Genomic DNA, 26,154 nt, shown 5'->3' with positions numbered 1-26,154 from the left:
AGCGTCCGTCAGGGCCGGTGCTACCATGCCCGATCCCTCTTAGAGGCGACCATTCCGAGGAAGATCCCTGACAATGAGCACCATTCGCGAGCGCAACAAGGAACTGATCCTGCGCGCGGCCAGCGAGGAATTCGCCGACAAGGGCTTTGCCGCCACCAAGACCAGCGACATCGCGGCCAAGGCCGGCCTGCCTAAGCCAAACGTGTACTACTACTTCAAATCCAAGGACAACCTCTACCGCGAGGTCCTGGAAAGCATCATCGCGCCGATCATGCAGGCGTCCACGCCGTTCAACGCCGACGGTGATCCCAAGGAAGTGCTGAGCGCTTATATCCGCTCCAAGATCCGCATCTCGCGTGATCTGCCACATGCTTCCAAGGTATTCGCCAGCGAGATCATGCATGGCGCGCCGCACCTGTCGCCGAGCCAGGTCGAGCAGCTCAACGAGCAGGCCCGGCACAACATCGAATGCATCCAGCGCTGGATCGAGCGCAAGCAGATTGCTCCGGTCGATGCCCACCACCTGATGTTCAGCATCTGGGCGGCGACGCAGACCTACGCGGATTTCGATTGGCAGATTTCAGCGGTCACCGGCAAGGCCAAGCTGGCTGACAGTGATTACGAAGCCGCGGCCGAGACGATCATTCGCCTGGTATTGAAGGGATGTGAGCCAGAGGCGGCCTGAGCCGGCCCTAGGGGCTGCTTTGCAGCCCATCACGGGACAAGCCCGCTCCTACAGGGGTCGATTAAATCAATGAGTTAGCGTTGTTGTGGGAGCGGCCTTGCCGGGGCGCCGGACCGGTCGGAAAGGGCCGCAAAGCGGCCCCAATGGCACAGATCAGGCAGCCACACCCGCATCTGCCGTCAAGCCAACCTCCTCGATCGCAGTGATCGCGCACTGCTCGTCGATATCCGACGTATCCCCGCTGATCCCCACCGCGCCGAGCACTTTGCCGGCTTGATCACGAATCAGCACGCCACCCGGCGCCGGCACCACCGGCCGCTCGCCCAGCCCATTCAGCGCGGCAAAAAATGCCGGCCGCTGCTGCGCATCCAGCGCCAGCAAGCGCGAGCCCTTGCCCAGGGCAATCGCGCCCCATGCCTTGCCGGTCGCCAGGTCCGGGCGCAACAGGCTGCCGCCATCCTCGCGCTGCAGCGCCAGCAGGTGACCGCCGGCATCCAGCACCACCACGGTCAGTGGCGCCGCGTTGATCTTGCGGCCCGCCGCCAGCGCGGCGTTGACCAGGCCGACAGCGACTTTCAGGGTCAATGTAGTCATTGCAAAGGTCCTCTTCTTGTTGTGAGAAGCCCCGAGGGCAGTTAAAAACCTGTCCTGCAAATAGAACACAACGGCATATCTTTTTGTATACAATATTTTTAGACGATCGTGCACGATCAGACTAAACGCCGTTTTTATGGGCTTCCCGACGAAAGCTATCGGTTCCGATGAAAATGGATTGACCTAAGCCGCCGAGCGTGAATACACTTTGCCGCAGAGCAAGTTGTATACAATTACAAAATCGATGAGGCACAACCCATGAGCAAAATGAGAGCAATCGATGCAGCCGTGCTGGTCATGCGCCGTGAAGGTGTAGATACCGCGTTCGGCATCCCAGGGGCTGCCATCAACCCTCTGTACTCGGCCCTGAAGAAAGTCGGCGGCATCGATCACGTCCTCGCTCGCCACGTCGAAGGCGCCTCGCACATGGCCGAGGGTTACACCCGTGCCAATCCGGGCAACATCGGCGTGTGCATCGGCACCTCCGGCCCTGCCGGCACCGACATGGTCACCGGCCTGTACAGTGCGTCGGCCGACTCCATCCCGATCCTCTGCATCACCGGCCAAGCCCCGCGTGCACGCTTGCACAAGGAAGACTTCCAGGCCGTCGACATCACCAACATCGTCAAGCCGGTGACCAAATGGGCCACCACCGTGCTCGAGCCGGGCCAGGTGCCGTACGCCTTCCAGAAGGCCTTCTTTGAAATGCGCAGCGGCCGCCCAGGCCCTGTGCTGATCGACCTGCCGTTCGACGTGCAGATGGCCGAGATCGAGTTCGACATCGACGCCTACGAGCCGCTGCAGGTGAACAAGCCTGCCGCCAGCCGCGTACAAGCCGAAAAAGCCCTGGCCATGCTCAACGACGCCGAGCGTCCGCTGCTGGTCGCCGGTGGTGGCATCATCAACGCTGATGCCTGCGAGAAACTGGTCGAGTTCGCCGAACTGACCGGCGTACCGGTGATCCCGACCCTGATGGGCTGGGGCATCATCCCTGACGACCACCCACAGATGGTCGGCATGGTCGGTCTGCAGACTTCGCACCGCTACGGCAACGCCACCCTGCTCAAATCCGACCTGGTACTGGGCATCGGCAACCGTTGGGCCAACCGCCACACCGGCTCGGTCGACGTCTACACCGAAGGCCGCAAATTCGTCCACGTCGACATCGAACCGACCCAGATCGGCCGCGTGTTCACCCCGGACCTGGGCATCGTTTCCGATGCCGGCAAGGCCCTGGACGTGTTCCTCGAAGTGGCCCGCGAGTGGAAAGCCGCCGGCAAGCTGAAGGACCGCGGCGCGTGGCTGGAAGACTGCCAGCAGCGCAAGGCCAGCCTGCAGCGCAAGACCCACTTCGACAACGTGCCGGTCAAGCCGCAGCGGGTTTATCAAGAGATGAACCAGGTGTTCGGCAAAGACACCTGCTACGTCAGCACCATCGGTCTGTCGCAGATCGCCGGCGCGCAGTTCCTGCACGTGTACAAGCCGCGTCACTGGATCAACTGTGGCCAGGCCGGCCCGCTCGGCTGGACCATTCCTGCTGCACTGGGCGTGGTCAAGGCCGACCCGAAACGCAAGGTGGTCGCGCTGTCCGGTGACTACGACTTCCAGTTCATGATCGAAGAGCTTGCAGTGGGCGCGCAGTTCAACCTGCCATACGTCCACGTGCTGGTGAACAACGCCTACCTCGGCCTGATCCGCCAGGCGCAGCGTGGCTTCGACATGGATTACTGTGTACAACTGGCGTTCGAGAACATCAACTCGACCGAAGCCGGCAGCTACGGTGTCGACCACGTCGCCGTGGTCGAAGGCCTGGGTTGCAAGGCCCTGCGTGTGTTCGAGCCGGGTGACATCGCCCCTGCCCTGCTCAAGGCGCAGAAAATGGCCGAAGAGTTCCGCGTACCGGTCGTGGTTGAGGTGATTCTCGAGCGTGTGACCAACATTTCCATGGGCACCGAGATCAACGCGGTCAACGAGTTCGAAGACCTCGCCCTGGTCGGCAACGACGCGCCTACCGCGATCTCGATGCTCGACTGACTGCCTGACGCCCCCGCGCCGGCTGTGCCGGGGGCCTTCTTCTGCAAGGAGACAACCATGCCTCGCTTCGCTGCCAACCTGTCCATGCTGTTCACCGAGCAGGACTTCCTGGCCCGCTTCAAGGCCGCCGCCGACGCTGGCTTCAGTGGCGTCGAGTACCTCTTCCCGTACGATTTCAGCCCCGCCGAGATCAAGCAGCAACTCGACGGCCACGGCCTGACCCAGGTGCTGTTCAACCTGCCGGCCGGCGACTGGGGCAAAGGTGAGCGCGGCATCGCCTGCCACCCGGACCGCGTTGAAGAATTCCGTGCCGGCGTCGACAAAGCGATCGAATACGCCAAGGTGCTGGGCAATACCCAGATCAACTGCCTGGCCGGTATTCGTCCGCAGGGCCTGCAGTGCGCCGATGTGCGCAAGACCTTTGTCGACAACCTGAAGTTTGCCGCCGACAAGCTGCAAGCCGCCGGGATCCGCCTGGTCATGGAAATGATCAACACCCGCGACATCCCCGGCTTCTACCTGAACACCACCAAGCAGGCGCTGGAGATCCAGGCCGAGGTCGGCAGCGCCAACCTGTTCCTGCAGTACGACATCTACCACATGCAGATCATGGAAGGTGACCTGGCCCGTACCCTCGAGGCCAACCTGAAGCTGATCAACCATGTCCAGCTGGCCGACAACCCCGGCCGCAACGAGCCAGGCACCGGCGAGATCAACTACCGCTTCCTGTTCGAGCACCTGGACCGCATCGGCTACCAGGGCTGGGTGGGCGCGGAGTACAAGCCGCTGACCACCACCGAGGCAGGCCTCGGCTGGCTCAAGACCCATAACGCAATCTAAGGCACGCACGCGCCCTCTGCAGGAGCGGGCTAATCCCGCGAAGAGGCCTGCCCAGCTACCGCGGGGCATGGCAAGGGCTGCGCCCTTGTTCGCGGGGCAAGCCCGCTTCTACAGGGGTGCGAGTCGCCTCTCCAGCGAGATTCAACAATTACAACGAGGTAATCTCTCATGGCTAAAATCGGTTTCATCGGCACCGGCATCATGGGCAAGCCCATGGCCCAAAACCTGCAAAAAGCAGGTCACAGCCTGTTCGTTTCCACCCACCACGACGCGGCCCCGGCTGAGCTGATCGCCGCCGGCGCAGTCGCCCTGGCCAATCCGAAGGAAGTGGCCCAGGAAGCTGAATTCATCATCGTCATGGTTCCCGATACCCCACAGGTCGAAGCCGTCCTGTTCGGTGAGAACGGCGTAGCCGAAGGCATTGGCCCGAACAAGATCGTCATCGACATGAGCTCGATCTCGCCGACCGCCACCAAGGCCTTCGCCGAGAAGATCAAGGCCACCGGTGCCGCCTACCTGGACGCGCCAGTCTCCGGTGGTGAAGTCGGTGCCAAGGCAGCGACCCTGAGCATCATGGTCGGCGGTTGCCCGAAAGCCTTCGAGCGCACCCTGCCGCTGTTCGAACTGATGGGCAAGAACATCACCCGCGTCGGTGGCAATGGCGATGGCCAGACCGCCAAGGTTGCCAACCAGATCATCGTCGCCCTGAACATCCAGGCCGTCAGTGAAGCGCTGCTGTTCGCCGCCAAGAACGGTGCCGATCCGGCCAAGGTGCGTGAAGCACTGATGGGCGGTTTCGCTTCGTCGAAAATCCTTGAAGTGCATGCCGAGCGCATGATCAAAGGCACCTTCGACCCAGGCTTCCGCATCAACCTGCACCAGAAGGACCTGAACCTGGCCCTGCAAGGCGCCAAGGAGCTGGGCATCAACCTGCCCAATACCTCCAACGCCCAGCAAGTGTTCAGCACCTGTGTCGCCCTCGGTGGCGGCAACTGGGACCACTCGGCGCTGATCAAGGGCCTGGAGCACATGGCCAACTTCTCGATCCGCGGCGACAAGTAACAGGTTGTAAGCCTTCTCTGGCCTCTTCGCGGGACAAGCCCGCTCCTACAGGTACTGCGCGAATCCTGTAGGAGCGGGCTTACCCCGCGAAGCAGCCAACACCGATGAGCCTGCGACCACGGGCCCGTCAGTGGCAACGCGCAACACCGCCCCTGGTTCAGCCTGCACGGAGGCAGTTCCGGGGGCGTTTTTGCTTTAGCAGAACAACAATAATCTGGGAGCCTGCCATGTCGGTCGATCCGCAACAATTACTCCGCGAGCTGTTCGACACAGCCATCGCCGCCGCCCACCCCCGCCAGGTCCTCGAACCCTACCTGCCCGCCGACCGTAGCGGCCGGGTCATCGTCATCGGTGCCGGCAAGGCCGCCGCCGCCATGGCCGAAGTGGTCGAAAAAAGCTGGCAGGGCGAAGTCTCCGGTCTGGTCGTGACCCGCTACGGGCACGGCGCCAACTGCCAGAAGATCGAAGTGGTCGAAGCCGCTCACCCGGTCCCCGACGCCGCCGGCCTGGCCGTGGCCAAGCGCGTGCTGGCGCTGGTCAGCAACCTGTCCGAAGACGACCGCGTGATCTTCCTGCTGTCAGGCGGCGGCTCGGCCCTGCTGGCCCTGCCCGCCGAAGGCCTGACCTTGGCCGACAAGCAACAGATCAACAAGGCGCTGCTCAAATCCGGCGCCACCATCGGCGAGATGAACTGCGTGCGCAAGCACCTCTCGGCAATCAAGGGCGGCCGCCTGGCCAAGGCCTGCTGGCCAGCCACGGTGTACACCTATGCCATTTCCGATGTGCCGGGCGACCTCGCCACGGTGATCGCCTCTGGCCCGACCGTGGCCGACCCGAGCACCTCGGCCGACGCCCTGGCAATCATCAAGCGCTACAACATCGGTGCGCCCAAGGCCGTCATCGACTGGCTCAACAACCCTGCCTCGGAAACCGTCAAGGCGGATGATCCGGCGCTGGCCCGCAGCCACTTTCAGCTGATCGCCAAACCCCAGCAGTCGCTGGAAGCCGCCGCCGTCAAATGCCGCCAGGCCGGCTTCAGCCCGCTGATTCTCGGCGACCTCGAAGGTGAGTCGCGCGAAGTCGCCAAGGTGCACGCCGGGATCGCCCGGCAAATCGTCCTGCACGGCCAGCCGCTGAAAGCGCCCTGCGTGATCCTTTCCGGCGGCGAGACCACCGTCACCGTGCGCGGCAACGGCCGTGGCGGGCGTAACGCCGAGTTTCTGCTCAGCCTTACCGAAAACCTCAAGGGCATGCCTGGGGTGTACGCCTTGGCTGGCGACACCGACGGCATCGATGGCTCGGAAGAAAACGCCGGCGCCGTAATGACCCCGGACAGCCATGCCCGCGCCGCTGCCCTGGGTCTGTCAGCCTCGGACGAGCTGGACAACAACAACGGCTACGGCTACTTCGCCGCGCTGGATGCGCTGATCGTCACCGAGCCGACCCGCACCAACGTCAACGACTTCCGCGCCATTCTGATCCTCGAGACTCCGCAATCATGACGCCTGATAAAAAAGTCAAAATCCTCGCCACCCTCGGCCCAGCCATCAATGGCATCGACGATGTGCGCCAACTGGTCGAAGCCGGGGTGAACATCTTCCGCCTCAACTTCAGCCACGGTGAACACGCCGACCACGCCCTGCGCTACCAGTGGATTCGCGACGTCGAACAGCAGCTCAACTACCCGCTGGGCATCCTCATGGACCTGCAAGGGCCAAAGCTGCGCGTGGGCCGTTTTGCCGAAGGCAAGGTTCAGTTGCAGCGCGGCCAGGCCCTGCGCCTGGACCTCGACAGCACGCCGGGCGACAGCCGCCGGGTCAACCTGCCACACCCGGAAATCATTGCTGCGCTGGAGCCGGGCATGGACCTGCTGCTTGATGACGGCAAGCTGCGCCTGCGGGTGACCGCCAAACACAGCGATGCGATCGACACCGAAGTGCTCGCCGGTGGCGAGCTGTCCGACCGCAAGGGCGTCAACGTGCCGCAGGCAGTGCTCGAGCTCAGCCCGCTGACCGAAAAAGACCGCCGCGACCTCGCCTTCGGCCTGGAGCTGGGTGTCGACTGGGTGGCGCTGTCGTTTGTTCAGCGCCCGGAAGACATCATCGAAGCGCGCCAACTGATCGGCGACCGCGCCTACCTGATGGCCAAGATCGAGAAGCCTTCGGCGGTCGAGCAGTTGCAGGCGATTGCCGAGCTGTCCGACGCGATCATGGTTGCCCGTGGCGACCTGGGCGTGGAAGTGCCGGCCGAAAGCGTGCCGCAGATCCAGAAACGCATCATCAATACCTGCCGCCAGCTCGGGCGCCCGGTGGTGGTGGCGACACAGATGCTCGAGTCGATGCGCTTCTCGCCGGCGCCGACCCGCGCCGAGGTCACCGACGTGGCCAACGCCGTGGCCGAAGGCGCCGATGCGGTGATGCTGTCGGCCGAGACCGCCTCGGGTGACTACCCACTGGAAGCCGTGCAGATGATGAGCAAGATCATCCGCCAAGTCGAAAACGGCCCGGACTACCAGGCCCAGCTCGACGTTGGCCGGCCCAAGGCCGAGGCTACCGTCTCGGATGCGATCAGCTGTGCGATCCGCCGGATCAGCGGGATCCTGCCGCTGGCGGTGCTGGTCAACTACAGCGAGTCGGGTGCCTCGACGCTGCGTGCTGCGCGTGAGCGACCACGGGCGCCGATCCTCAACCTGACGCCGAACCTGGTCACCGCACGGCGCCTGAGCGTGACCTGGGGCGTGCATTCGGTGGTCAACGACCGTCTGCGCCAGGTCGACGAGATCTGCTCGACGGCGCTGGAGATTGCCCAGGCGCAAGGCATGGCCAGCCGGGGTGACACCTTGCTGATCACCGCCGGTGTGCCTTTCGGCAAACCGGGAACGACTAACACGCTACGGATCGAGACACTGATCTGAGACCGCCGGGGGCGCTTTGCGCCCCATTCGCGGGTCAAGCCCGCTCCTACAGGAATCTCACAAATCCTGTAGGAGCGGGCTTGACCCGCGAATGGAGGGCAAAGCCCTCCCTGGCCCAGGCAACACCGACGCTGCGGAAAACCGAGGCCCAAAGAGGCCCACCGCCCACCTCAACCCTACTGACTGCCCATGTACACGAAAAATTTCGTCAACCCGTGCCCCGACTGGGCCACGGCGCTGCTCAACGGCTTCAGCCAGGTGGTGCTGCAGCGCAACCCGCTGTGCGGCCTGTGCTGCCTGCTGGCCATCCTTCTGACCGCGCCCAACCTGGTCGGCGGCGCCCTGCTCGGCGCCCTGGCCGGCCTGCTCACCGCACAACGGCGCGGCTATGACCGCGGCGACCGCCAGGCCGGGCTGTACAGCTACAACGGTGTGCTGATCGGCGTACTGTTCAGCGCGGTACTGCCGTGGTCGGCGATTTTACCGCCGCTGATCATCGCCGCCGGTGGCCTGTCGAGCATCCTCGTCCATCAATGGCGCAAGCGCGGCGGCTATCTGCTGACGGTCTATACGGCGCCGTTCGTGCTGTTCGGCTGGGGCGCCCTGCTCCTGGCCGAGCCTTCGGCGGTGAGCGCCCCGGTCGAGGCTGAGCCGGTCCAGGCTCTGGCCCGCGGCCTAGGCCAGATCTTCCTCCTCGACCAACCACTGGCCGGCGTGCTGATCGCGATCGGCCTGTTTATCTGCAACCGCTACGCTGCGTTCTGGGCACTGCTTGGCTCCGCTATCGGCGGCAGCGTGGCGCTGCTCGCCGGCGAAGCACAGACCGCCTGGATGGGGCTGCTGGGGTTCAATGCGGCGCTGGCCGCGCTGGCCTTCTGCAGCCAACGCGAACGCCCCTGGCTGCCGTTGCTGGCCATTGTCCTGGCGATCCTGCTGCAGCCGCTGTTCAACCTGCTGCCAGTCGCCGGGCTGACCGCCCCGTTTGTCACTGCCTGCTGGTTGCTCAATCTGAGCCTGCACCTGCCACGCCTGGCCGGAGGTGGCAACCCGCGCCGCTTGCACAGCTGAGGGGCAGCCCCTAGGCTCTGGCCATTGAACATTGGAACGCGCCCATGCCAACCCCTGCGAGCCTGCGCGAGCGGCTCTACATCATCGTCTTCCAGACCGACACCACGGCAGGCAGACGCTTCGACAAGACCCTCCTGCTGATCATCCTTGCCAGCCTGGTGACGGTCATCCTCGACAGCATCGACCAGGTGCACCAGAGCTATGCCGGCCTGCTCGCCGCCATCGAATGGGGCTTTACGGCGATCTTTCTCGCCGAGTACCTGACGCGCCTGTACTGCTCGCCCAAGCCGCTGCGGTATGCCTTCAGCTTCTACGGGCTGGTCGACCTGCTGGCGATCGTGCCCGGGATCATTGCGCTGTACTACAGCGACGCCCAGTACCTGCTGATCATCCGCGTGATCCGCATGCTGCGAATCTTCCGCGTGCTCAAGCTTGGCCAGTACCTCAAGCAGGCCAATTACCTGATGGCGGCGCTGCGCGGCAGCAAGCAGAAGATCATCGTCTTTCTGGTCACCGTATCCACCCTGGTGACCGTGTTCGGCACCTTGATGTACGTGATCGAAGGCCCAGAGCATGGCTTCACCAGTATCCCCAAGGGTATCTATTGGGCCATCGTCACCCTGACCACCGTCGGCTTCGGCGATATCGTGCCCAAGACCCCGCTAGGCCAGGTGCTGTCGTCACTGGTGATGATCACCGGCTACTCGATCATCGCCGTACCCACCGGCATCTTCACCGCCGAACTGGCCAATGCCATGCGCGGTGAGCAGCTGCAGCATGACTGCCCGGTATGCCGCAAAAAAAGCCATGAACATGGCGCGGCATTCTGCTCGCGCTGCGGTAATGCACTGTTTACCAAGCGGGAATAACCAAAGCGTTTTTTGTTCTTTAAACCGCTGCGAAGCACCCGCTATAGTCGCTGGCAATCTGCCAACAATTCTTAAAGAACAAGGAATGCGTCGTGAAAAAACTGTTCACTGCCTCACTGCTTGCCGCGGGCCTGACCCTCGGCAACCTGGCCCATGCAGCGCCGACCCTGCTTAACGTTTCCTACGACGTGATGCGCGACTTCTACAAGGACTACAACAGCGCGTTCCAGAAGCACTGGGAGGCTGAGCACAAGGAGAAGGTCGCCCTGCAGATGTCCTTCGGTGGCTCGAGCAAGCAGGCGCGGGCAGTGATCGATGGCCTGCCGGCCGATGTCATCACCATGAACATGGCGACCGACATCAACGCCCTGGTCGACAACGGCAAGCTGGTCCCGGACAACTGGGTGACACGCCTGCCGAACAACAGCGCGCCGTTCACCTCGGCCACCGTGTTCATCGTCCGCAAGGGCAACCCGAAAGCCCTGAAAGACTGGCCCGACCTGCTCAAGGATGGCGTGCAGGTAATCGTGCCCAACCCGAAGACCTCGGGTAATGGCCGCTATACCTACCTGTCGGCCTGGGGCTACGTGCTGAAGAACGGCGGCGACGAGAACAAGGCCAAGGACTTCGTCGGCAAGCTGTTCAAGCAGGCGCCGGTGCTCGATACCGGTGGCCGTGCCGCCACCACCACGTTCATGACCAACCAGATCGGCGACGTGCTGGTGACCTTCGAGAACGAAGCCGAGATGATCGCGCGGGAGTTCGGCCGCGATCAGTTTGAAGTGGTCTATCCAAGCGTTTCGGCCGAAGCCGAGCCGCCGGTGAGCGTGGTCGACAAGGTTGTCGACAAGAAAGGCACCCGCGCCGTGGCCGAGGAATACCTGAAGTACCTGTGGTCGCCTGCGGCCCAGGAGATCGCCGCGCAGAACTACCTGCGCCCGCGTGATCCGGCGGTGCTGGCGAAGTACACCGACCGCTTCCCGAAAGTCGACTTCCTCTCGGTCGAGAAGACCTTCGGTGACTGGCGCACCGTGCAGAAGACCCACTTCAATGACGGTGGCGTGTTCGATCAGATCTATACCGGTCAGTAACTGACACTGACTGGGGCTGCCACGCAGCCCCAGTCAACCGCAGCCGCTTGAACTTCCCAGCCCATTGCCAATCAGTTCCTTGAGTAACCCTTCTCCGCTCGCCCCGGCCCAAGGAGTACTCCAGTGCTGCGTTTCCTCACCCCGTTCCTGCTTGGCATGATGCTGAGCACCTCACTGTTCGCCGCTGACCCCACGCCTGCCGAAACACCTGCCGAGGAGCCGGCCCCAGTCCTCCAGGGCGGCCTGCTCGGTGCGTTGGCCGACAGCTTTGACAGCGCCGCCCAGCAACTCGATCTCGACGCCCACCTGGTCGACGCCTGGCGCCTGCGCACTGATCGCGCGGCCAAAGAGGTCGAGCGCCTGGTCAACCGGCATTCGGCCGAAGACTCGTTGCAACTGACCGGTAACTTTCTGCTGCTGACCCTGACCTGGGCCGCCAGCTTCGCCCTGCTGACCACGCTTGGCCGCTGGCTGGCCGGCCGCTGCGGGCGAACCCGCCTGGTGCAGTCACGCAAACGGCTGCGCGGCCTGCTCGGCTATTTGCTGCCCTACACGCTGCCAGCCTTGGCCAGCCTGCCGCTGACCCTCTACGCCAGCCGCTTCCTTGACCCCTCGGTGGCCCGCGCGCTGGGCCTGAGCCTGGCCTACGCCACCAGCAGTGGCCTGTTCTCGACGTCGATCATTCTTTGCCTGATCACCCTGTTTGACGCCGGCCACAAGCGCTCGGCGGTGGCAGTGATCCGCCGCTTGGCACCCCGCTCGCTGTTCATGATCGGCTTTCTGGCGGCCTGGAGCGACGCCCTGACCAGCCCGCAGATTGCCCGCCAACTGGGCGGCAACGTCACCGCCAGTATCGCGGTGATCACCGGCCTGCTGGCCACCTTCATCTTTGCCAGCCTGGTCCTGCGCCTGCGCCGACCGGTGGCCCACCTGATCCGCAACCGCGACCTCAAGGACCGCCTCCAGCACCGCGCTGTCCAGGAAACCCTGCGGATCTTTTCCAACCTCTGGTACCTGCCGATCCTGATGATGATCCTGGTATCGGCCATTCACCTGATCGGCGCTGGCGAAGAAAGCCAGAAGGCCCTGCAGAACGCCCTGCTGACCACGGTGCTACTGGTGGCCGCAGTATTCCTCAGCACCCTCATGCAGCACCTGCTCGCCTCCGGCAGCGTCGATACCGAGCAACGCGTGCGGCCCTACAAAGAGCTGCTACGCAGCCTCGCCCATGCACTGCTGCGAATTGCCATGGCGGTGGCCTTCATCGAGCTGCTGGGGCGCATCTGGGGTTTCTCGGTGGTCAACTTCGCCCTGAGCAACAGCCTCGGCCAGGCGATCAGCAACTCGTTGTCGAGCATCGGCCTGATCCTGCTGGTGACCTGGCTGCTGTGGGTGGTCCTCGACACCGCGATCCAGGAAGCGCTCAAGCCGGCGGTAGGCAAACGCGCCGCGCGTCAGCCGAGTACCCGCACGCGGACCATCCTGCCGATGCTGCGCAACGCCATCAAAGTGGTGCTGATCGTGATCTGCACCATCACCACCATGGCCAACCTGGGGATCAACGTCGCGCCGTTGCTGGCCGGTGCCGGGGTGATCGGCCTGGCGATCGGTTTTGGCTCGCAGCAGTTGGTCCAGGATGTGATTACCGGGCTGTTCATCCTGATCGAAGACACCATCTCGATCGGCGACTGGGTGGTGCTTGATTCAGGCCACGCGGGCACCGTCGAGAGCCTGACCATCCGTACCCTGCGCCTGCGCGATGGCAAAGGCTTCGTGCATTCGGTGCCGTTTGGCCAGATCAAGGCGGTCACCAACCAGTCGCGGCAGTTCGCCTATGCGTTTTTCTCGGTGCAGTTCACGTATGACAGCGATGTCGATCAGTCGATGGCGCTGATTCACGAGGTGGGCAAGTCGATCAGCGAAGACCCCCTGCTGAGGATCAACCTGCAGGGGCCGTTGCAGGTGTTCGGGGTAGACCGGATGGACTTGAACGGGTTTGTCCTCACCGCCCAGTTCCGCACCATTTCCGGTGGGCAATATGCGGTGAGTCGTGCGTTCAACGAGCGCCTGAAAAAGCGCGTGGACCAGACCGACAATGTCGCGTTTGCGCAGGTGTATCCGATGCTCGCGCAGCCTCGCGCAGTGTCAGCCTGAGAGGGTGGTGGATGGCACCGGCTTCGCCGGTTTCGCGGGGCAAGCCCGCTCCTACAAGGTTCACCGCAATCCCTGTAGGAGCGGGCTTGCCCCGCGAAGGGGCCGGTACGGCTGGCCTCAATCCTGTTGACGGAACACCAACGCCTTCAATCCACCCTCCGGGTCCGCATCAGGAAACTCCGGCGGATTCTCCAGCCGCTCGACAAACGTCAGCCCAGGCGCCTGCTCGGCCATGCCCTGAATCAGGAAGTCCGAGCCAATCCCCGGGTCATTTACACAGGCCAGCACCGTCCCGCCCGCGCTGAGCAACTCCGGCAAACGCCGGAGAATCTTCGCGTAGTCCTGGGTCAACACGAAGCTGCCACGCTGGAAGGTTGGCGGGTCAATGATGATCAGGTCATACGGCCCATACTTGCGCACCTTGCCCCATGACTTGAACAGTTCGTGCCCGAGAAACGCCACCTGGCCTACATCATGGCCGTTGAGCCGATGATTTTCACGGCCACGCGACAGCGCCGACTTGGCCATGTCCAGGTTGACCACTTGCACGGCACCACCGGCCATGGCCGTCACCGAGAAGCCACAGGTATAGGCGAACAGGTTGAGCACGCGTTTGCCCGCAGCTTGTTCACGCACCCAGCGCCGGCCGTAGCGCATGTCGAGGAACAGCCCGTTGTTCTGCCGTACGCCCAGATCAAGCAGGTAGGTCAGGCCGTCTTCGACCACTTCACGTTGCTGCACCGGCTCACCAAGCAGCCACTGGCCAGGGCTGTCGGGCAGGTAGCGGTGCTGGATCAGGATCGCCTCGCCCGTCCATTGCGGGGCCTGGGCAAGCTTGCGCAACATGGCTTCAAGCGCTGCCAACTGGCCCTCGGCCGGCTCGCGAAACAACGCCACCAGCAGCACACCCTGCAACCAGTCCACGGTGATCTGCTCAAGCCCCGGCCAGCAACGGCCACGGCCGTGGAACAGGCGGCGGGTCTCTGCGGGTGCAGGGTCGAGGGCAGTTAGCAGGTGCTGTTCGAGGGTGTCGATCACGGAGGTCATGGGCAAGTCGCAAGGCTTGAAAAGGGAGCATTCTACCCAATGCCGGCCTGCTTGACGGCTACCTTCGAACGAAACCACCAGCCCTGCTGCATACCCGCCGCTGCCAGCAGGATCAGCGCCACCCCCAGCCATTGCAACGGCGCCAGACGATGGCCGAAGGCCAGCCAGTCGACCAGAATCGCCGCAATCGGGTAGATGAACGACAGCGCACCGGTCAGCGCAGTAGGCAGACGCTGGATGGCACTGTACAGCAGCACATACATCAGCCCGGTGTGGACGACGCCCAGCGTCACCAGGCTGGCCAGCGCCGGCATTTCGCCCGGCAACCCACCGAGCTTGACCCACGGCGCCAGCAGGATGGCGCCGGTGGTGACCTGGATCAGCGCGATCAGGTGCGGCGGCGTGCCGCTAAGGCGCTTGATGATCAGTGCCGCGACCGCATACAAAAACGCCGCGCCCAAGGCCAGGCCGATCCCCAGCAGGTACTCACTGCCACTGCCCTGCCCCGCGCCATGCGCGCTGACGATGGCCAGCATGCCGACGAACGCCACGCTCAGCCAGGTCAGTTTGGCGACAGTGATCTTCTCACCGAGGAACAGCGCCGCGAGCCCGACCAGAATGAACGGCTGGACGTTGTATACCGCGGTGCCGATGGCGATTGAGGCGCGAGAGTAGGAGGCGAACAACAGTAACCAGTTACCGACGATGGCCACCCCGCTGACCACGGCCAGGAGCAACGCAGTACGGCCAATCACCCCAGGCTTGAGCAAGCCGAAACCGGCACAGATCAGCAGCAAGGTGCCAGCGCCGAATACGCAGCGCCAGAACACCACCTCCAGCACCGGTCGGCCGGAGACCAGCACGAACCAGCCGATGGTCCCGGAAATCAGCATGGCGACCACCATTTCCAACGAGCCACGGCGTACTGAACTGTCCATCTCACACCTCCTGATGACGATGGCAACAGTATGAACAAGGGCCGGCGCTGCCTTCCAGCGGATAAACAAGGCGCAGCCTGCCTTGCACCTTTACTATCAAGGCAATACTCCGCATCTGCCTGAGGAAGTAAAAACATGACCGACGCCATCGATCAACTGCTGATCAATGCCCTGATGGAAGACTCACGGCGCTCACTCAAGGCCCTTGCGCACATCAGCGGGCTCTCCGCCCCCAGCGTCAGCGAGCGCCTGCGCCGACTGGAAGAACGTGGCGTGCTCCGTGGCTACACGGTTGATGTCGACCCGCGCAGCTTTGGCTACCAGTTGCAGGCCATCGTGCGCATCCGCCCGTTGCCCGGGCAGTTGCAGGAAGTCGAACGGCAGATCATTGCCATCCCCGAGTTCACCGAATGCGACAAGGTAACGGGTGACGATTGCTTCATCGCCCGCCTGCATGTGCGCTCCATGGAGCAACTCGACAGCTTGCTCGACGGCCTCAATGTGCTGGCCGAGACCAATACGGCGATCATCAAGAAAAGCCCGGTAAAGCGACGGCTGCCACCGATGGACTGAGCACTGGATTTGCGGGTGTCGTGCAGTGACGGCCTCTTCGCGGGGCAAGCCCGCTCCTACAGGATCTACAGCGTTCACCAAACCTGTAGGAGCGGGCTTGCCCCGCGAAGAGGCCGTCACTGACACGCCTAACTCCAACTGCTGGTGATTTTTTGTACACAAGAATGTCACCTTTAGTGCCATTTTTGTGTGCACTTCTGAGAAGTAACGCACCACGACGTTACACACCGCACTCTTAAAAATCTGACCAATTAATCAACTAATTGAACACAATAAAAATATATCCTGTTCATTTGGTCAACTTATAAATCCATTTATTCATAAACTTATCTTTAAATAGTAAAGATTGAAAATGATGGCAAGCTAAAACCAGCATCCACAATGGCATAGAACTGGCTTTTGTGTGTTTGTGTTTTGTATACAAAGTTAAGCAAACACAAATACACAATAACGCGCAGCGCCTGTTCCAACAGGCCGCCGCCTTCAGAACCCAGTGATGCCAACGCCTGCATCGGATGAAACAGCGAGCCCGTGCGCCCTCGCCTATTCATCGCAGCCAACGTGCATCAGGAGCCGCCGGAATGAGTAGCAGCCTCGACCTTGCCCCTGAACTATCCGTCGCCAGCACCCCGTCCACGTCAACGTTGACCGGCCACTTGCCGAACCTCGAACTCAGCCCGCGCCTGCACAACCGCGACCTCGCCCCGACCCGCAGCGAAGGTCGCCGCTGGGGCGGCTACAGCATCTTTGCCCTGTGGACCAACGACGTACACAACATCGCCAACTACTCCTTCGCCATGGGCCTGTTCGCGCTCGGCCTGGGCGGCTGGCAGATCCTTCTGTCGCTGGCGATCGGGGCAGTGCTGGTGTACTTCTTCATGAACCTGTCCGGCTACATGGGGCAGAAAACCGGCGTACCGTTCCCGGTCATCAGCCGCATCGCCTTCGGGATCCACGGGGCGCAGATCCCTGCACTGATCCGCGCGGTCATCGCCATCGCCTGGTTCGGCATCCAGACCTACCTCGCCTCAGTGGTCCTGCGCGTGCTGCTCACCGCCGTCTGGCCGCAACTGGCCATGCATGACCAGGACAGCATCCTCGGCCTGTCGAGCCTGGGCTGGGTGTGCTTCGTGGCGATCTGGCTGGTGCAACTGGTGATCCTTGCCTACGGCATGGAGATGGTCCGCCGCTACGAAGCGTTCGCCGGCCCGGTGATCCTGCTGACGGTGGCCAGTCTGGCCGGGTGGATGTACTTCCAGGCCGACACGCGCATCGCCTGGTCAGTGGCCGAGCCACTCAGCGGCTATGAGATGTGGCGCAACATTTTTGCCGGCGGCGCCCTGTGGCTGGCGATCTACGGCACCCTGGTGCTCAACTTCTGCGACTTCGCCCGCTCTTCGCCGTGCCGCAAGACCATCCGCGTCGGCAACTTCTGGGGCCTGCCGGTGAACATCCTGGTATTCGCGATCATCACCGTAGTGCTCTGTGGTGCGCAGTTCCAGATTAACGGGCAGATCATCGACAGCCCGACCCAGATCGTCGCGAGCATCCCCAGCACGCCGTTCCTGGTGCTCGGCTGCCTGGCCTTCCTGATCGTCACCGTGGCGGTGAACATCATGGCCAACTTCGTCGCGCCGGCGTTCGTCCTCAGCAACCTGGCGCCCAAGCATCTCAACTTCCGCCGCGCCGGGCTGATCAGCGCCACCCTGGCGGTGCTGATCCTGCCGTGGAACCTGTACAACAGCCCGTTGGTGATCGTGTATTTCCTGTCTGGCCTGGGCGCCCTGCTCGGCCCGCTGTACGGGGTGATCATGGCCGACTACTGGCTGCTGCGCAAAGGCTGCATCAACGTACCGGAGCTGTATAGCGAGAACCCTGCCGGCGCCTATCACTACACCCGCGGGATCAACCTGCGCGCGGTGGCAGCGTTCGTCCCCGCCGCGTTGCTGGCGATCGTCCTGGCACTGGTGCCCAACTTCCATGGCGTGGCGCCGTTCTCCTGGCTGATCGGGGCTGGCATCGCCGCAGCGGTGTACCTGCTGATCGCCCCGCGCAAGCGCCTCTACCACGATGTCAGCGGCGAGTGCATTGCCGTCGACCACAGCAGCCACTGATCAAGGAGATCCCTGCATGCGTATTCTGATCGTCAACGTCAACACTACCGAAGCCATCACCGAGGCCATCGCCGAGCAGGCGCGCAGCGTTGCCGCACCGGGCACCGAGATCATCGGCCTGACGCCCTGGTTCGGCGCAGAGTCGGTCGAGGGCAATTTCGAGAGCTACCTGGCGGCAATTGCCGTGATGGACCGGGTGTTGGCGTATGAGGGGCCGTACGATGCGGTGATCCAGGCCGGCTACGGTGAACACGGCCGTGAGGGCCTGCAGGAGCTGCTCGACGTGCCGGTGGTCGACATCACCGATGCTGCCGCCAGCACCGCCATGTACCTGGGACATGCCTATTCAGTGGTGACCACCCTGGACCGCACCGTGCCGTTGATCGAGGACCGCCTGAAGCTTTCGGGGCTGTATGACCGCTGCGCTTCGGTGCGCGCCAGCGGGCTGGCCGTGCTTGAGCTTGAGGCCGATCCGCGGCGTGCGGTCGAGGCGATTGTCGAACAGGCCGAACGGGCCGTGCGCGAGGACAAGGCCGAGGTGATCTGCCTGGGCTGCGGCGGCATGGCCGGGCTTGATGAGCAAATTCGCCAGCGCACCGGGGTGCCGGTGGTGGATGGGGTGAGTGCCGCGGTAACCATTGCCGAGTCGCTGGTGCGGCTGGGGCTGAGCACGTCCAAGGTGAGGACGTATGCGACGCCCCGGGCGAAACAGGTGATTGGCTGGCCGATGCGGCTTGGCCGCTGATTGAGCATCGGCCTGAGCCGGCCTGCTGCTCAGGTCGGACAGGCCTTGTTGCCGCCATCGAGACCCTGACGGACATTACGGCTGAGCATGCTGGCCTTGCCGTCATGCCAGGTCAGGGTAATCACGTACAAGCTGTCGAAATCCTCATTGCTCCAATCATCAGTGATCACCTGTTCATCCCCTGCAGCCTTGCCGGCCACCGCGTTGATCAAGTCCGGCAGGTAGCCGTGCGACCAAGCGGTATAGACCGTCGCATTGCGATACTTGTTACTGGTCAGCTCGTCTGCCAGGGCATCGTAGTCATTGGCCCCGTAGTCGATATTGACTGGCAGGCCCAGGCGGATGGCACTCGGCGTAATCGTCATCAGCGGACGGATGTAGCTGTAGCTGAGGTCCTGGCTGCCTTCCTCGACATGCCGCGAAGGATTGGCGGCGAACACGTAGTCGGCCTCACCCACCCGCTCGGGCAATACCGTCGCAAGGTCGATTGCGCGGTTGAGGCCCTGACAGTTCAATTGACCGAGGCCCTCGCCAGGCTTTTCGGCGTGGCGCAGGAAGACCAGGGTCTGCACACCGTCGACCGGCTGCTCGCGGCTTTCCACGACGCCCAGCGTGACGGGTACGAGAATCGCGGCAAGCGCGGCGACCAACATCAGGTGACGGCGTCGCAAGTAGTGCGGCAACTTCATGGCGAAAGACTCATCCGGCAAATAGAGGGAGGCGTCCATGCCTGCATTCCATGCTCGTCGACCGGGGTCTATTAGGCAATAGCCGCCCGGCGCGGCATTTCCTAGACCGCTAAACGTGAGCAAAATTCACTTTAGCGGGCAAACGTTGCCAAATGATGTCGTTAGCAAGGTAGCAGCGGATCAGTCGTCGCGGGTCAGCACTTCAAGCAATTCGATCTCGAAGGTCAGGTCCGAATGAGGTGGAATCGCGCCCACGCTGCGCTCGCCATAGGCCAATTCCGCTGGCACCTGCAACCTGCGCTTGCCACCGACGCGCATCCCCATCAGGCCTTGGTCCCAACCCTTGATCACTCGACCGCTGCCGATCACGCACTGGAACGGCTTGCCGCGCGACCAGGACGAATCGAACTCGCTACCATCGGCCAGCCAGCCAGTGTACTGGGTAGTGATCAGCGCGCCCTTGACCACGGCCTTGCCGTCGCCTTCTTGAAGATCAATGACTTGCAGTTCGCTGCTCATGCGGGTTCCTTTCAAGCGGATATCGAAAGGCGCCGTTTTCTCAGGTCTGCCGCGGTTTGGCAAGCACGGTTGGCTAGTTGTGTTCGTCGAAAGCTTGCTGGCCGGTGAGTTCGCGGGTCTGGTTGGCAAAGCAGTACCATGCTGGTTTTTCTTCAACAAAGATCTGCAAATCGAAGGCCCAGGCTTCGTCGCCGTCGAGCAGGCCAACCGGAATGGCATAGAAGTCGTTGGCCTTGAGCCGGTAATAAAGGTGCGTGCCGCACTGGCCGCAGAAGCCACGCTGGGCCCAGTCGGAGGAGTTGTAGACGCTGGGCGCACGGCCGTCGATCTGCGGCGGCTGGCTGCAGCTGACCACCAGCAACGGGCCGCCGGTCCATTTGCGGCACATGCTGCAGTGGCAGGCGCTGATCTGGGTGCTATCGATCAGGGCGGTCAACTGGGTGGCGCCGCAGAGGCAGGAACCTTGCTTGTGCAGGGGCATGGGAAGCTCCTTCAACGTGAGCGGGAGCTGGCAAGTATAGGCACGGGGTGGCGATCAATCGGATTAGTGACGCACCGGCGTCAGCACCGGCTCGCCGGCAAAGAATGCCTGCAGGTTGCGCAGCACCAGGGTGACGGTATCGCGCGCGGCTTCTGGCGATTGCCCGGCCACGTGCGGAGTCAGTACGGTATTGCCCAACGCCTTGAGCGCTTGCGGCACGGCCGGCTCGTCATCGAATACGTCCAGCGCTGCGCCGGCGAGGGTGCCGTGTTGCAGGGCTTCGGTCAGCGCGTGAGTGTCAACCACGCTGGCCCGGGCGATATTGACCAGATAGCCTTCAGCGCCGAGCGCTTTGAGTACCTCAGCGTTTACCAGATGGCGGGTATTGGCCCCACCCGGGGTGGCGATCACCAGGATGTCGACGGCGTCGGCCAGCTGCAGCGGGCTGTCGTACCAGCTGTAGGCGACGTCGGTACGGGGTGTGCGGCTGTGGTAACTGATGCTCATGTCAAAACCCAGCGACGCCCGTTTGGCAATCGCCAGGCCAACCGCGCCAAGGCCGAGGATACCCAGGCGCTTGCCTGATACCGAGGGGCTGATGACCCGATTCCACTCGCCACGGCGGGTGCTGGCATCACCGCGAGGAATGTCGCGCAGCAGCGCCAGGAGCATGGCCAGGGTGTGATCGGCGACCGCGTCTGCATTGGCGCCCGCGCCATTGGTGACGGTGATGCCGCGGGCTGCGGCAGCAGTCAGGTCGACCTGCTCGTAGCCGGCACCGATCACACAGATGATCTGCAGGTTGACCAGGGTGTCGATTTCAGTGGCGGTGAGGCCCAGCGGACCACGGGTGAGGACCGCGTCGATCTCGTGCGCATGGCGGGTGATGGCCTCGGCACGCAGCTGCGGCGACTGGGCGCGAATCAGGCGGTAACCAGCCTGCTCCAGCAACGGCAGGTAAACGTCGACGGTTTCAACCAGTACCAGGACTGTCTTGCTCATGCACCCTCCGGCTCAAATGCGAGGGGGGATTATGCGGGGACGGGGGCAAGTACAGTCAAGATTACTGTCAGGGTTGTCAGGACGCCCGTTAGATCGCGACAACGCTCAAGGCATGCGCCGGATAGATAACCAGCCCTCGCTATTGCGCAAACGCCCGCCCCAACCCACCTGGCACGCCACTGCTGTCAGTCTCCTGCCAAGGCCCCTCTGGGCTCAGCGACCAGCTCCAGCCGCCGTCATAGCGGTAATAGGTGCGCTGGCGATAGAACGTATTGGGCTTCTTCTCCAACACATACACGCCAAGCTTCGGATCCCAGTGACTGGCCCCCCCAGGCGGCGGTGCAAAGCTGGCAGACGTGCGCGGCATCGGCTTGGGTATCGCCGCCGGCTTGCTCGGCTGGGTCCCAGGCTGGCTGCCCGGCAGTGGCTTGACCACCGGCCCCTGGCGCGGTGGCACGGTCTCGATCGGCGGCAACGGCTGTTCGACCGGTTCACGCACGGTACACGCGGACAGACCCAGGGCCAGGGTGATCAGGGTCAAACGAACAGTGCTGTTCATGGCGGGGTTCTCTTAGCGGTCAGGGCTGTCGATGGTCACATGCTGAGTAGCCGGGCTACGGTTGCTCAGCGGCGCACTTTGGCCGATCCATTCGCCTTGGGTCGGCTGGCCTGCGCGGGAGACACGTGCAACCAGTTGGACTTCATTGAAATCGGACAGTTTCATCTGCGCCATCATCGCATCGGCATCAGACAATTCCAGCTCGATCGGCAATTGGGCCACGGTGACCCGCTTGGCCGCCAACGGCATGGGTGGCCCGCTGGTGGCCCGGGCAAAGATGAATACCGTGTCGCCCGGCTGCACCTTGTCCTTGAGCGCTGCCGCCAGTTCAACCCTGACCTTGAGCCGGGCAGCCGGCGCAGCTGCAACGCCCGGCTGGGCCTGGAGCCGCTCGGCAGCGCGGTCGATACCACCCTGCAACGCCGCCCGCGACGCATCGCCTTCGGGCAGTTGCGCCAGCAGCCGCTGCCAATAGTCGATCGCCTCCTGATAGCGCTCGCCCTCGAAGGCGGCGATACCACGCAGGCCGAGGCTGGTGACTTCGTTCGGGTCGGCCTTGAGCGCCTCGTCGGTGAGTGCCTGCACCTGCGCGTTCCATTGTTTGTCAGCGGCAAAGTACAGGGCCTGGGCCCACTGGCCGAGCAGCTCGGGCTGGCGTCCGGCCAGGGCCAGCGCTCGCTCGAAGGTCTTCGCCGCATCGGCCGGGCGCTGATCGGCCATGTAGGCACGGCCGAGGAAGTACAAACCTTCAGCTGAGTCGGGCTGGGCCTGGACGGCGCGCTCCAGGCGGGTGGTCATCTCATCCATGGATTTCGGCGCCTCGGCGAACTCGCGGGTCAGCTCGACCTTGTCGGCGGCGCCGAAATGCAGGTACAGGCCCAAGGCCATGACCGGCACCAGCACGGCTGCCAACAGCGGTAGCGCCTTGCCCAGATGACCTTGGCGCGGCGCCTCGGCGCCCTCGGTGTCGGCCAACAGCTCACGCGCCGCTTCATCGCGACCGGTGGCCAGTTGCCCGGCATCGAGCACGCCTGCGGCCTGCTGGGCAGCAAGCTCGGCAACGCGCTCCTGGTACAACGCCACGTTGAGGGCGGTACGGTCTTCTTCCTGCTGACGGCCACGGCCACGCAGGATCGGGATCAGCAAAAAGCCGAGGGCGGCGAGCAACAGCAGGCCCGCGCCAAGCCAGAATTCAGTCATGGGTGTGTTCTTTATCCAGCAGTTTGGCGAGACGCTCGCGTTGTTCGGCGGTCAGCTCATCGGAGCCAGCCGCCACCGGGCCATGACGCCGACGGACAATCACCGCCAGCACCACGAAGCCACCGACCAGCAGTATCCCCGGGCCGAACCAGAGCAGCCAGGTACGCCCGCTCAAGGCCGGCTTGTAGCGCACGAAATCACCATAGCGATCGACCATGAAATCGACGATCTGCTGGTTGCTGCGGCCTTCGCCGAGCATACGGAAGATTTCTCGGCGCAGGTCAGCGGCAATCGGTGCGTTGGAGTCTGCGATATCCTGGTTCTGGCACTTGGGGCAGCGCAGCTCCTTGGTCAGTTGCTGATAGCGCTCACGCTCGGCGTCGTCGCGAAACTGATAAGTGTCGATCGCGGCCTTGGCCACGCCAGCCAGGCTCAGGCCAAGCACGGCCGCCGCTAACCAGCGCTTCATGGCTTGGCCTCATCGACCAGGCCCTGGTACAGCGGCGCCAGTTGCTCGCGCCAGACCGTGGCATCGACGACGCCGACGTGTTTGTAGCGAATCACGCCCTGAGCGTCGATGAGGAAGGTCTCCGGCGCGCCATACACGCCCAGGTCCAGGCCCAGGGTGCCCTGCTCGTCACGGATATCCAGCTGATAGGGATTATGGAAATCGGCCAGCCACTTCAACGCCGCGGCATTGTCATCCTTGTAGTTGATGCCATGGATCACCACGCCCTGCTCTGCCAGCTGGTTCAGGTACGGATGCTCGACTTTGCACGATGGGCACCAGGTGCCCCAGACATTGACCAGCGCCGGTCGGCCGAGCAGGTCGGCCTGGGTCAGGGCCCGCTCGCCCTGCACTGACGCCAGGGAAAACGCCGGGAACGGCTTGCCGATCATTGCCGAAGGCAGTTCGTCAGGCTTGAGGAACAGCCCCTTGTAAAGAAACACCGCCATCAGCAGAAACACCGCCAGTGGCAGAACCATGATCCAACGCTTCATGCAGTTGCTCCAGACACGCCCAGGACATCACGCACCCGGGTCTTGACCTTGACCCGGTAGCGCCGGTCGAAGGCCGCCAGCAGGCCACCCAGGCCGGTCAGCAGACCGCCCAGCCAGATCCACCTGACGTAAGGTTTGATATGCACGCGCACCGCCCAGGCACCGTTCTCCAGCGGCTCGCCGAGGGCGACGTAGAGGTCACGGGTAAAGCCGGCGTCGATACCGGCCTCGGTCATCATCGACTGCTGCACGGTGTACAGGCGCTTCTCGGGGTGCAGCACGCTGACTTCACGGCCATCGCGCGAGACGCGCACAGTGCCCTTGTCGGAGATGAAGTTCGGCCCTTCGAAGTGCTTGGCACCCTCGAACAGGAAGTGGTAACCGCCGAGCTCGACGGTTTCGCCCGGCGCCATGCGCAGGTCGCGCTCACTGCTGTTGCTGCTCGACAGCACCACACCCAACGCGCAGACCGCCAGGCCCACGTGCGCCAGTTGCATGCCCCAGTAGCTGCGCGAGAGGCCGCGCAGGCCCTTGCCCAGGCCTTTGTGACGGGTCTTGTCGAAGATGTCGCGCAGACCCGCCAGCACCACCCAGGCAGCCAGGGCGAAGGTGGCCAGCGCCGGCCAGTCGAAATCATCGGCGATCAGCCCGGCGATCGGTGCGAGGATCGCGCTGCCGATCAGCACCGGGGTCAGCATGCCTGCCAGCCACTTGCCCGGGGTGTTCTTCCAGCGCACCAGCACACCGACCCCGAGCACCACCATCAACAACGCCATCAACGGCAGGAACAGCGCATCGAAGTACGGCGGGCCGACCGACAGCTTGGCCCCGGTCAGCGCATCCAGTACCAGTGGGTACAGCGTCCCCAACAGGATCATCGAGGCCGCCACCACCAGCACCAGGTTGTTGGCCAGCAGCAGCGTCTCCCGCGACCACAGGGCAAAGCCCACGTGGCTCTTGACCACGGGAGCGCGCAGGGCAAACAGGGTCAGCGAGCCACCGACCACGAACAGCAGGAAGATCAGGATGAACACGCCACGCGACGGGTCGGCGGCAAACGCATGCACCGAGGTCAGCACCCCGGAGCGGACCAGGAAGGTCCCCAGCAAGCTCAGCGAGAAGGCAGCAATCGCCAGCAGCACCGTCCAGCTCTTGAACACCCCGCGTTTCTCGGTGACGGCCAGCGAGTGGATCAGCGCCGTGCCTACCAGCCACGGCATGAACGAGGCGTTTTCGACCGGGTCCCAGAACCACCAGCCGCCCCAGCCGAGCTCGTAATAGGCCCACCATGAGCCCAAGGTGATACCCACCCCGAGAAAGGCCCAGGCAACGATGGTCCACGGCCGCGACCAGCGCGCCCAGGCCGCATCCAGGCGCCCGCCGAGCAATGCCGCGATGGCAAAGGCAAAGGCCACCGAGAAGCCCACGTAGCCCATGTAGAGCATCGGCGGGTGGACGATCAGGCCGAAGTCCTGCAGCAGCGGATTAAGGTCGCGGCCATCTGTCGGCACTTGCGGCAACAGGCGCTGGAACGGGTTGGAGGTGACGATCAGGAACGACAGGAAGCCCACGCTGATCATGCCCATCACGGCCAGCACGCGGGCCAGCATGACCTGCGGCAGCTGCCGGGAGAACACCGAGACGGCAAAGGTCCAGCCACCAAGGATCAGTGCCCAGAGCAACAACGAGCCTTCATGGGCGCCCCACACCGCACTGAACTTGTAGTACCAGGGCAAGGCGCTGTTGGAGTTGCTGGCAACGTAGGCGACCGAGAAGTTATCGGTCATGAAGGCATGGGTCAGGCAGGCAAAGGCAAACGCGAGGAAGGCAAACTGACCCCAGGCCGCCGGCCGTGCCAGGCTCATCCACAGGCTGTCACCACGCCAGGCGCCCAGGAGCGGCACGCTGGCCTGCACGACGGCAAAGCAGATGGCCAGGATCATCGCCAGCTGGCCCAGTTCGGGAACCATCAGG

General features: G+C 63.5%; 26 protein-coding genes. 13 read left to right on the top strand and 13 right to left on the bottom strand.

All coding sequences use genetic code 11. From position 1 onward, the window contains the following. The first annotated feature begins 73 nt into the window (after window positions 1-73). Window positions 74-685: a TetR/AcrR family transcriptional regulator gene (locus J3B00_RS10170; RefSeq protein ID WP_209867294.1), complete on the top strand. Its 612-nt coding sequence runs from the start codon at window positions 74-76 to the stop codon at window positions 683-685. Between the two features lie 153 nt (window positions 686-838). Here J3B00_RS10170 and J3B00_RS10165 read toward each other — a convergent pair whose 3' ends face one another. Then, window positions 839-1,279 carry a heme-binding protein gene (locus J3B00_RS10165; RefSeq protein ID WP_209867291.1) on the bottom strand — a complete coding sequence of 147 codons (441 nt, stop codon included), beginning with the start codon at window positions 1,277-1,279 and terminating at the stop codon, window positions 839-841. Window positions 1,280-1,537: 258 nt separating this feature from the next. On the opposite strand from J3B00_RS10165, the gene gcl reads away from it, so the two are divergent. The 9 genes from gcl to J3B00_RS10120 all read left to right on the top strand — a co-directional run bounded on the left by gcl (window position 1,538) and on the right by J3B00_RS10120 (window position 13,311). Beyond that, complete coding sequence (gene gcl, locus J3B00_RS10160; protein WP_209867289.1) at window positions 1,538-3,313, top strand: glyoxylate carboligase; 1,776 nt, start codon at window positions 1,538-1,540, stop codon at window positions 3,311-3,313. 57 nt (window positions 3,314-3,370) lie between these two features. Beyond that, window positions 3,371-4,153, top strand: a complete 783-nt coding sequence (hyi, locus tag J3B00_RS10155; protein WP_209867286.1) for a hydroxypyruvate isomerase — start codon at window positions 3,371-3,373, stop codon at window positions 4,151-4,153. 168 nt (window positions 4,154-4,321) lie between these two features. Beyond that, the gene (locus J3B00_RS10150) at window positions 4,322-5,215 is read left to right on the top strand and encodes a 2-hydroxy-3-oxopropionate reductase (RefSeq protein ID WP_209867284.1); all 894 of its coding nucleotides are present in this window, start codon (window positions 4,322-4,324) and stop codon (window positions 5,213-5,215) included. A 227-nt stretch (window positions 5,216-5,442) separates the two neighbouring features. Then, window positions 5,443-6,717 (top strand): glycerate kinase, encoded by a 1,275-nt coding sequence (locus tag J3B00_RS10145; protein ID WP_209867282.1) that lies wholly within the window; start codon window positions 5,443-5,445, stop codon window positions 6,715-6,717. Next, complete coding sequence (gene pyk / locus J3B00_RS10140) at window positions 6,714-8,129, top strand: pyruvate kinase (RefSeq protein ID WP_209867280.1); 1,416 nt, start codon at window positions 6,714-6,716, stop codon at window positions 8,127-8,129. Before J3B00_RS10145 ends, pyk begins: the two co-directional genes overlap by 4 nt. A gap of 189 nt (window positions 8,130-8,318) precedes the next feature. Continuing rightward, the gene (locus J3B00_RS10135; RefSeq protein ID WP_209867277.1) at window positions 8,319-9,197 is read left to right on the top strand and encodes an urea transporter; all 879 of its coding nucleotides are present in this window, start codon (window positions 8,319-8,321) and stop codon (window positions 9,195-9,197) included. Between the two features lie 44 nt (window positions 9,198-9,241). After that, window positions 9,242-10,066, top strand: a complete 825-nt coding sequence (locus tag J3B00_RS10130; RefSeq protein WP_209867275.1) for an ion transporter — start codon at window positions 9,242-9,244, stop codon at window positions 10,064-10,066. A 92-nt stretch (window positions 10,067-10,158) separates the two neighbouring features. After that, a complete protein-coding gene (locus tag J3B00_RS10125) occupies window positions 10,159-11,157 on the top strand; it encodes a sulfate ABC transporter substrate-binding protein (RefSeq protein WP_209867273.1) in 999 nt (332 codons plus the stop codon). A gap of 123 nt (window positions 11,158-11,280) precedes the next feature. Continuing rightward, window positions 11,281-13,311: a mechanosensitive ion channel domain-containing protein gene (locus tag J3B00_RS10120; protein ID WP_209867271.1), complete on the top strand. Its 2,031-nt coding sequence runs from the start codon at window positions 11,281-11,283 to the stop codon at window positions 13,309-13,311. Between the two features lie 117 nt (window positions 13,312-13,428). On the opposite strand, the gene J3B00_RS10115 is transcribed toward J3B00_RS10120, so the two are convergent. Beyond that, complete coding sequence (locus J3B00_RS10115; RefSeq protein ID WP_209867269.1) at window positions 13,429-14,358, bottom strand: class I SAM-dependent methyltransferase; 930 nt, start codon at window positions 14,356-14,358, stop codon at window positions 13,429-13,431. 32 nt (window positions 14,359-14,390) lie between these two features. Continuing rightward, window positions 14,391-15,296 carry a DMT family transporter gene (locus J3B00_RS10110; protein WP_209867266.1) on the bottom strand — a complete coding sequence of 302 codons (906 nt, stop codon included), beginning with the start codon at window positions 15,294-15,296 and terminating at the stop codon, window positions 14,391-14,393. Window positions 15,297-15,431: 135 nt separating this feature from the next. Here J3B00_RS10110 and J3B00_RS10105 point away from each other — a divergent pair, with 135 nt between their 5' ends. Continuing rightward, entirely contained in the window at window positions 15,432-15,869 is a 438-nt protein-coding gene (locus J3B00_RS10105) for an Lrp/AsnC family transcriptional regulator (RefSeq protein WP_209867264.1), read from the top strand. Between the two features lie 332 nt (window positions 15,870-16,201). On the opposite strand, the gene J3B00_RS10100 is transcribed toward J3B00_RS10105, so the two are convergent. Then, entirely contained in the window at window positions 16,202-16,429 is a 228-nt protein-coding gene (locus tag J3B00_RS10100) for a hypothetical protein (RefSeq protein WP_209867262.1), read from the bottom strand. Window positions 16,430-16,450: 21 nt separating this feature from the next. Here J3B00_RS10100 and J3B00_RS10095 point away from each other — a divergent pair, with 21 nt between their 5' ends. Together J3B00_RS10095 and J3B00_RS10090 are read left to right on the top strand one after the other, a co-directional pair. Further along, a complete protein-coding gene (locus tag J3B00_RS10095; RefSeq protein WP_209867259.1) occupies window positions 16,451-17,983 on the top strand; it encodes an NCS1 family nucleobase:cation symporter-1 in 1,533 nt (510 codons plus the stop codon). Between the two features lie 16 nt (window positions 17,984-17,999). Beyond that, window positions 18,000-18,728, top strand: coding sequence for an aspartate/glutamate racemase family protein (locus J3B00_RS10090; protein ID WP_209867257.1), 729 nt, complete (start codon window positions 18,000-18,002; stop codon window positions 18,726-18,728). A 29-nt stretch (window positions 18,729-18,757) separates the two neighbouring features. Here J3B00_RS10090 and J3B00_RS10085 read toward each other — a convergent pair whose 3' ends face one another. The 9 genes from J3B00_RS10085 to J3B00_RS10045 form a co-directional block, all read right to left on the bottom strand. Next, entirely contained in the window at window positions 18,758-19,417 is a 660-nt protein-coding gene (locus J3B00_RS10085) for a histidine phosphatase family protein (RefSeq protein WP_209874734.1), read from the bottom strand. Between the two features lie 180 nt (window positions 19,418-19,597). Continuing rightward, window positions 19,598-19,936: an FKBP-type peptidyl-prolyl cis-trans isomerase gene (locus J3B00_RS10080; protein ID WP_209867255.1), complete on the bottom strand. Its 339-nt coding sequence runs from the start codon at window positions 19,934-19,936 to the stop codon at window positions 19,598-19,600. A gap of 73 nt (window positions 19,937-20,009) precedes the next feature. Further along, window positions 20,010-20,417 carry a GFA family protein gene (locus J3B00_RS10075; RefSeq protein ID WP_209867253.1) on the bottom strand — a complete coding sequence of 136 codons (408 nt, stop codon included), beginning with the start codon at window positions 20,415-20,417 and terminating at the stop codon, window positions 20,010-20,012. Window positions 20,418-20,480: 63 nt separating this feature from the next. Continuing rightward, window positions 20,481-21,419 (bottom strand): 2-hydroxyacid dehydrogenase, encoded by a 939-nt coding sequence (locus J3B00_RS10070; protein ID WP_209867251.1) that lies wholly within the window; start codon window positions 21,417-21,419, stop codon window positions 20,481-20,483. A gap of 139 nt (window positions 21,420-21,558) precedes the next feature. After that, window positions 21,559-21,978 carry a hypothetical protein gene (locus J3B00_RS10065; RefSeq protein WP_209867249.1) on the bottom strand — a complete coding sequence of 140 codons (420 nt, stop codon included), beginning with the start codon at window positions 21,976-21,978 and terminating at the stop codon, window positions 21,559-21,561. Between the two features lie 12 nt (window positions 21,979-21,990). Beyond that, window positions 21,991-23,178, bottom strand: coding sequence for a c-type cytochrome biogenesis protein CcmI (ccmI, locus tag J3B00_RS10060; RefSeq protein WP_209867247.1), 1,188 nt, complete (start codon window positions 23,176-23,178; stop codon window positions 21,991-21,993). Continuing rightward, on the bottom strand, window positions 23,171-23,647 hold the full coding sequence (locus tag J3B00_RS10055; protein ID WP_209867245.1) for a cytochrome c-type biogenesis protein: 477 nt from the start codon (window positions 23,645-23,647) through the stop codon (window positions 23,171-23,173). The genes ccmI and J3B00_RS10055 overlap by 8 nt, the downstream gene beginning before the upstream one ends. Then, on the bottom strand, window positions 23,644-24,180 hold the full coding sequence (locus J3B00_RS10050; protein WP_209867243.1) for a DsbE family thiol:disulfide interchange protein: 537 nt from the start codon (window positions 24,178-24,180) through the stop codon (window positions 23,644-23,646). Before J3B00_RS10050 ends, J3B00_RS10055 begins: the two co-directional genes overlap by 4 nt. Beyond that, window positions 24,177-26,150, bottom strand: a complete 1,974-nt coding sequence (locus J3B00_RS10045) for a heme lyase CcmF/NrfE family subunit (RefSeq protein ID WP_209874731.1) — start codon at window positions 26,148-26,150, stop codon at window positions 24,177-24,179. Before J3B00_RS10045 ends, J3B00_RS10050 begins: the two co-directional genes overlap by 4 nt. Window positions 26,151-26,154 lie beyond the last annotated feature (4 nt).

The sequence above is a fragment of the Pseudomonas sp. BP8 genome (genome assembly GCF_017875955.1).
Classification (GTDB): Bacteria; Pseudomonadota; Gammaproteobacteria; order Pseudomonadales; family Pseudomonadaceae; genus Aquipseudomonas.
The sequence above is the reverse complement of the archived record's forward strand: the minus strand, read 5'-3'. Positions and strand labels throughout refer to the sequence as shown.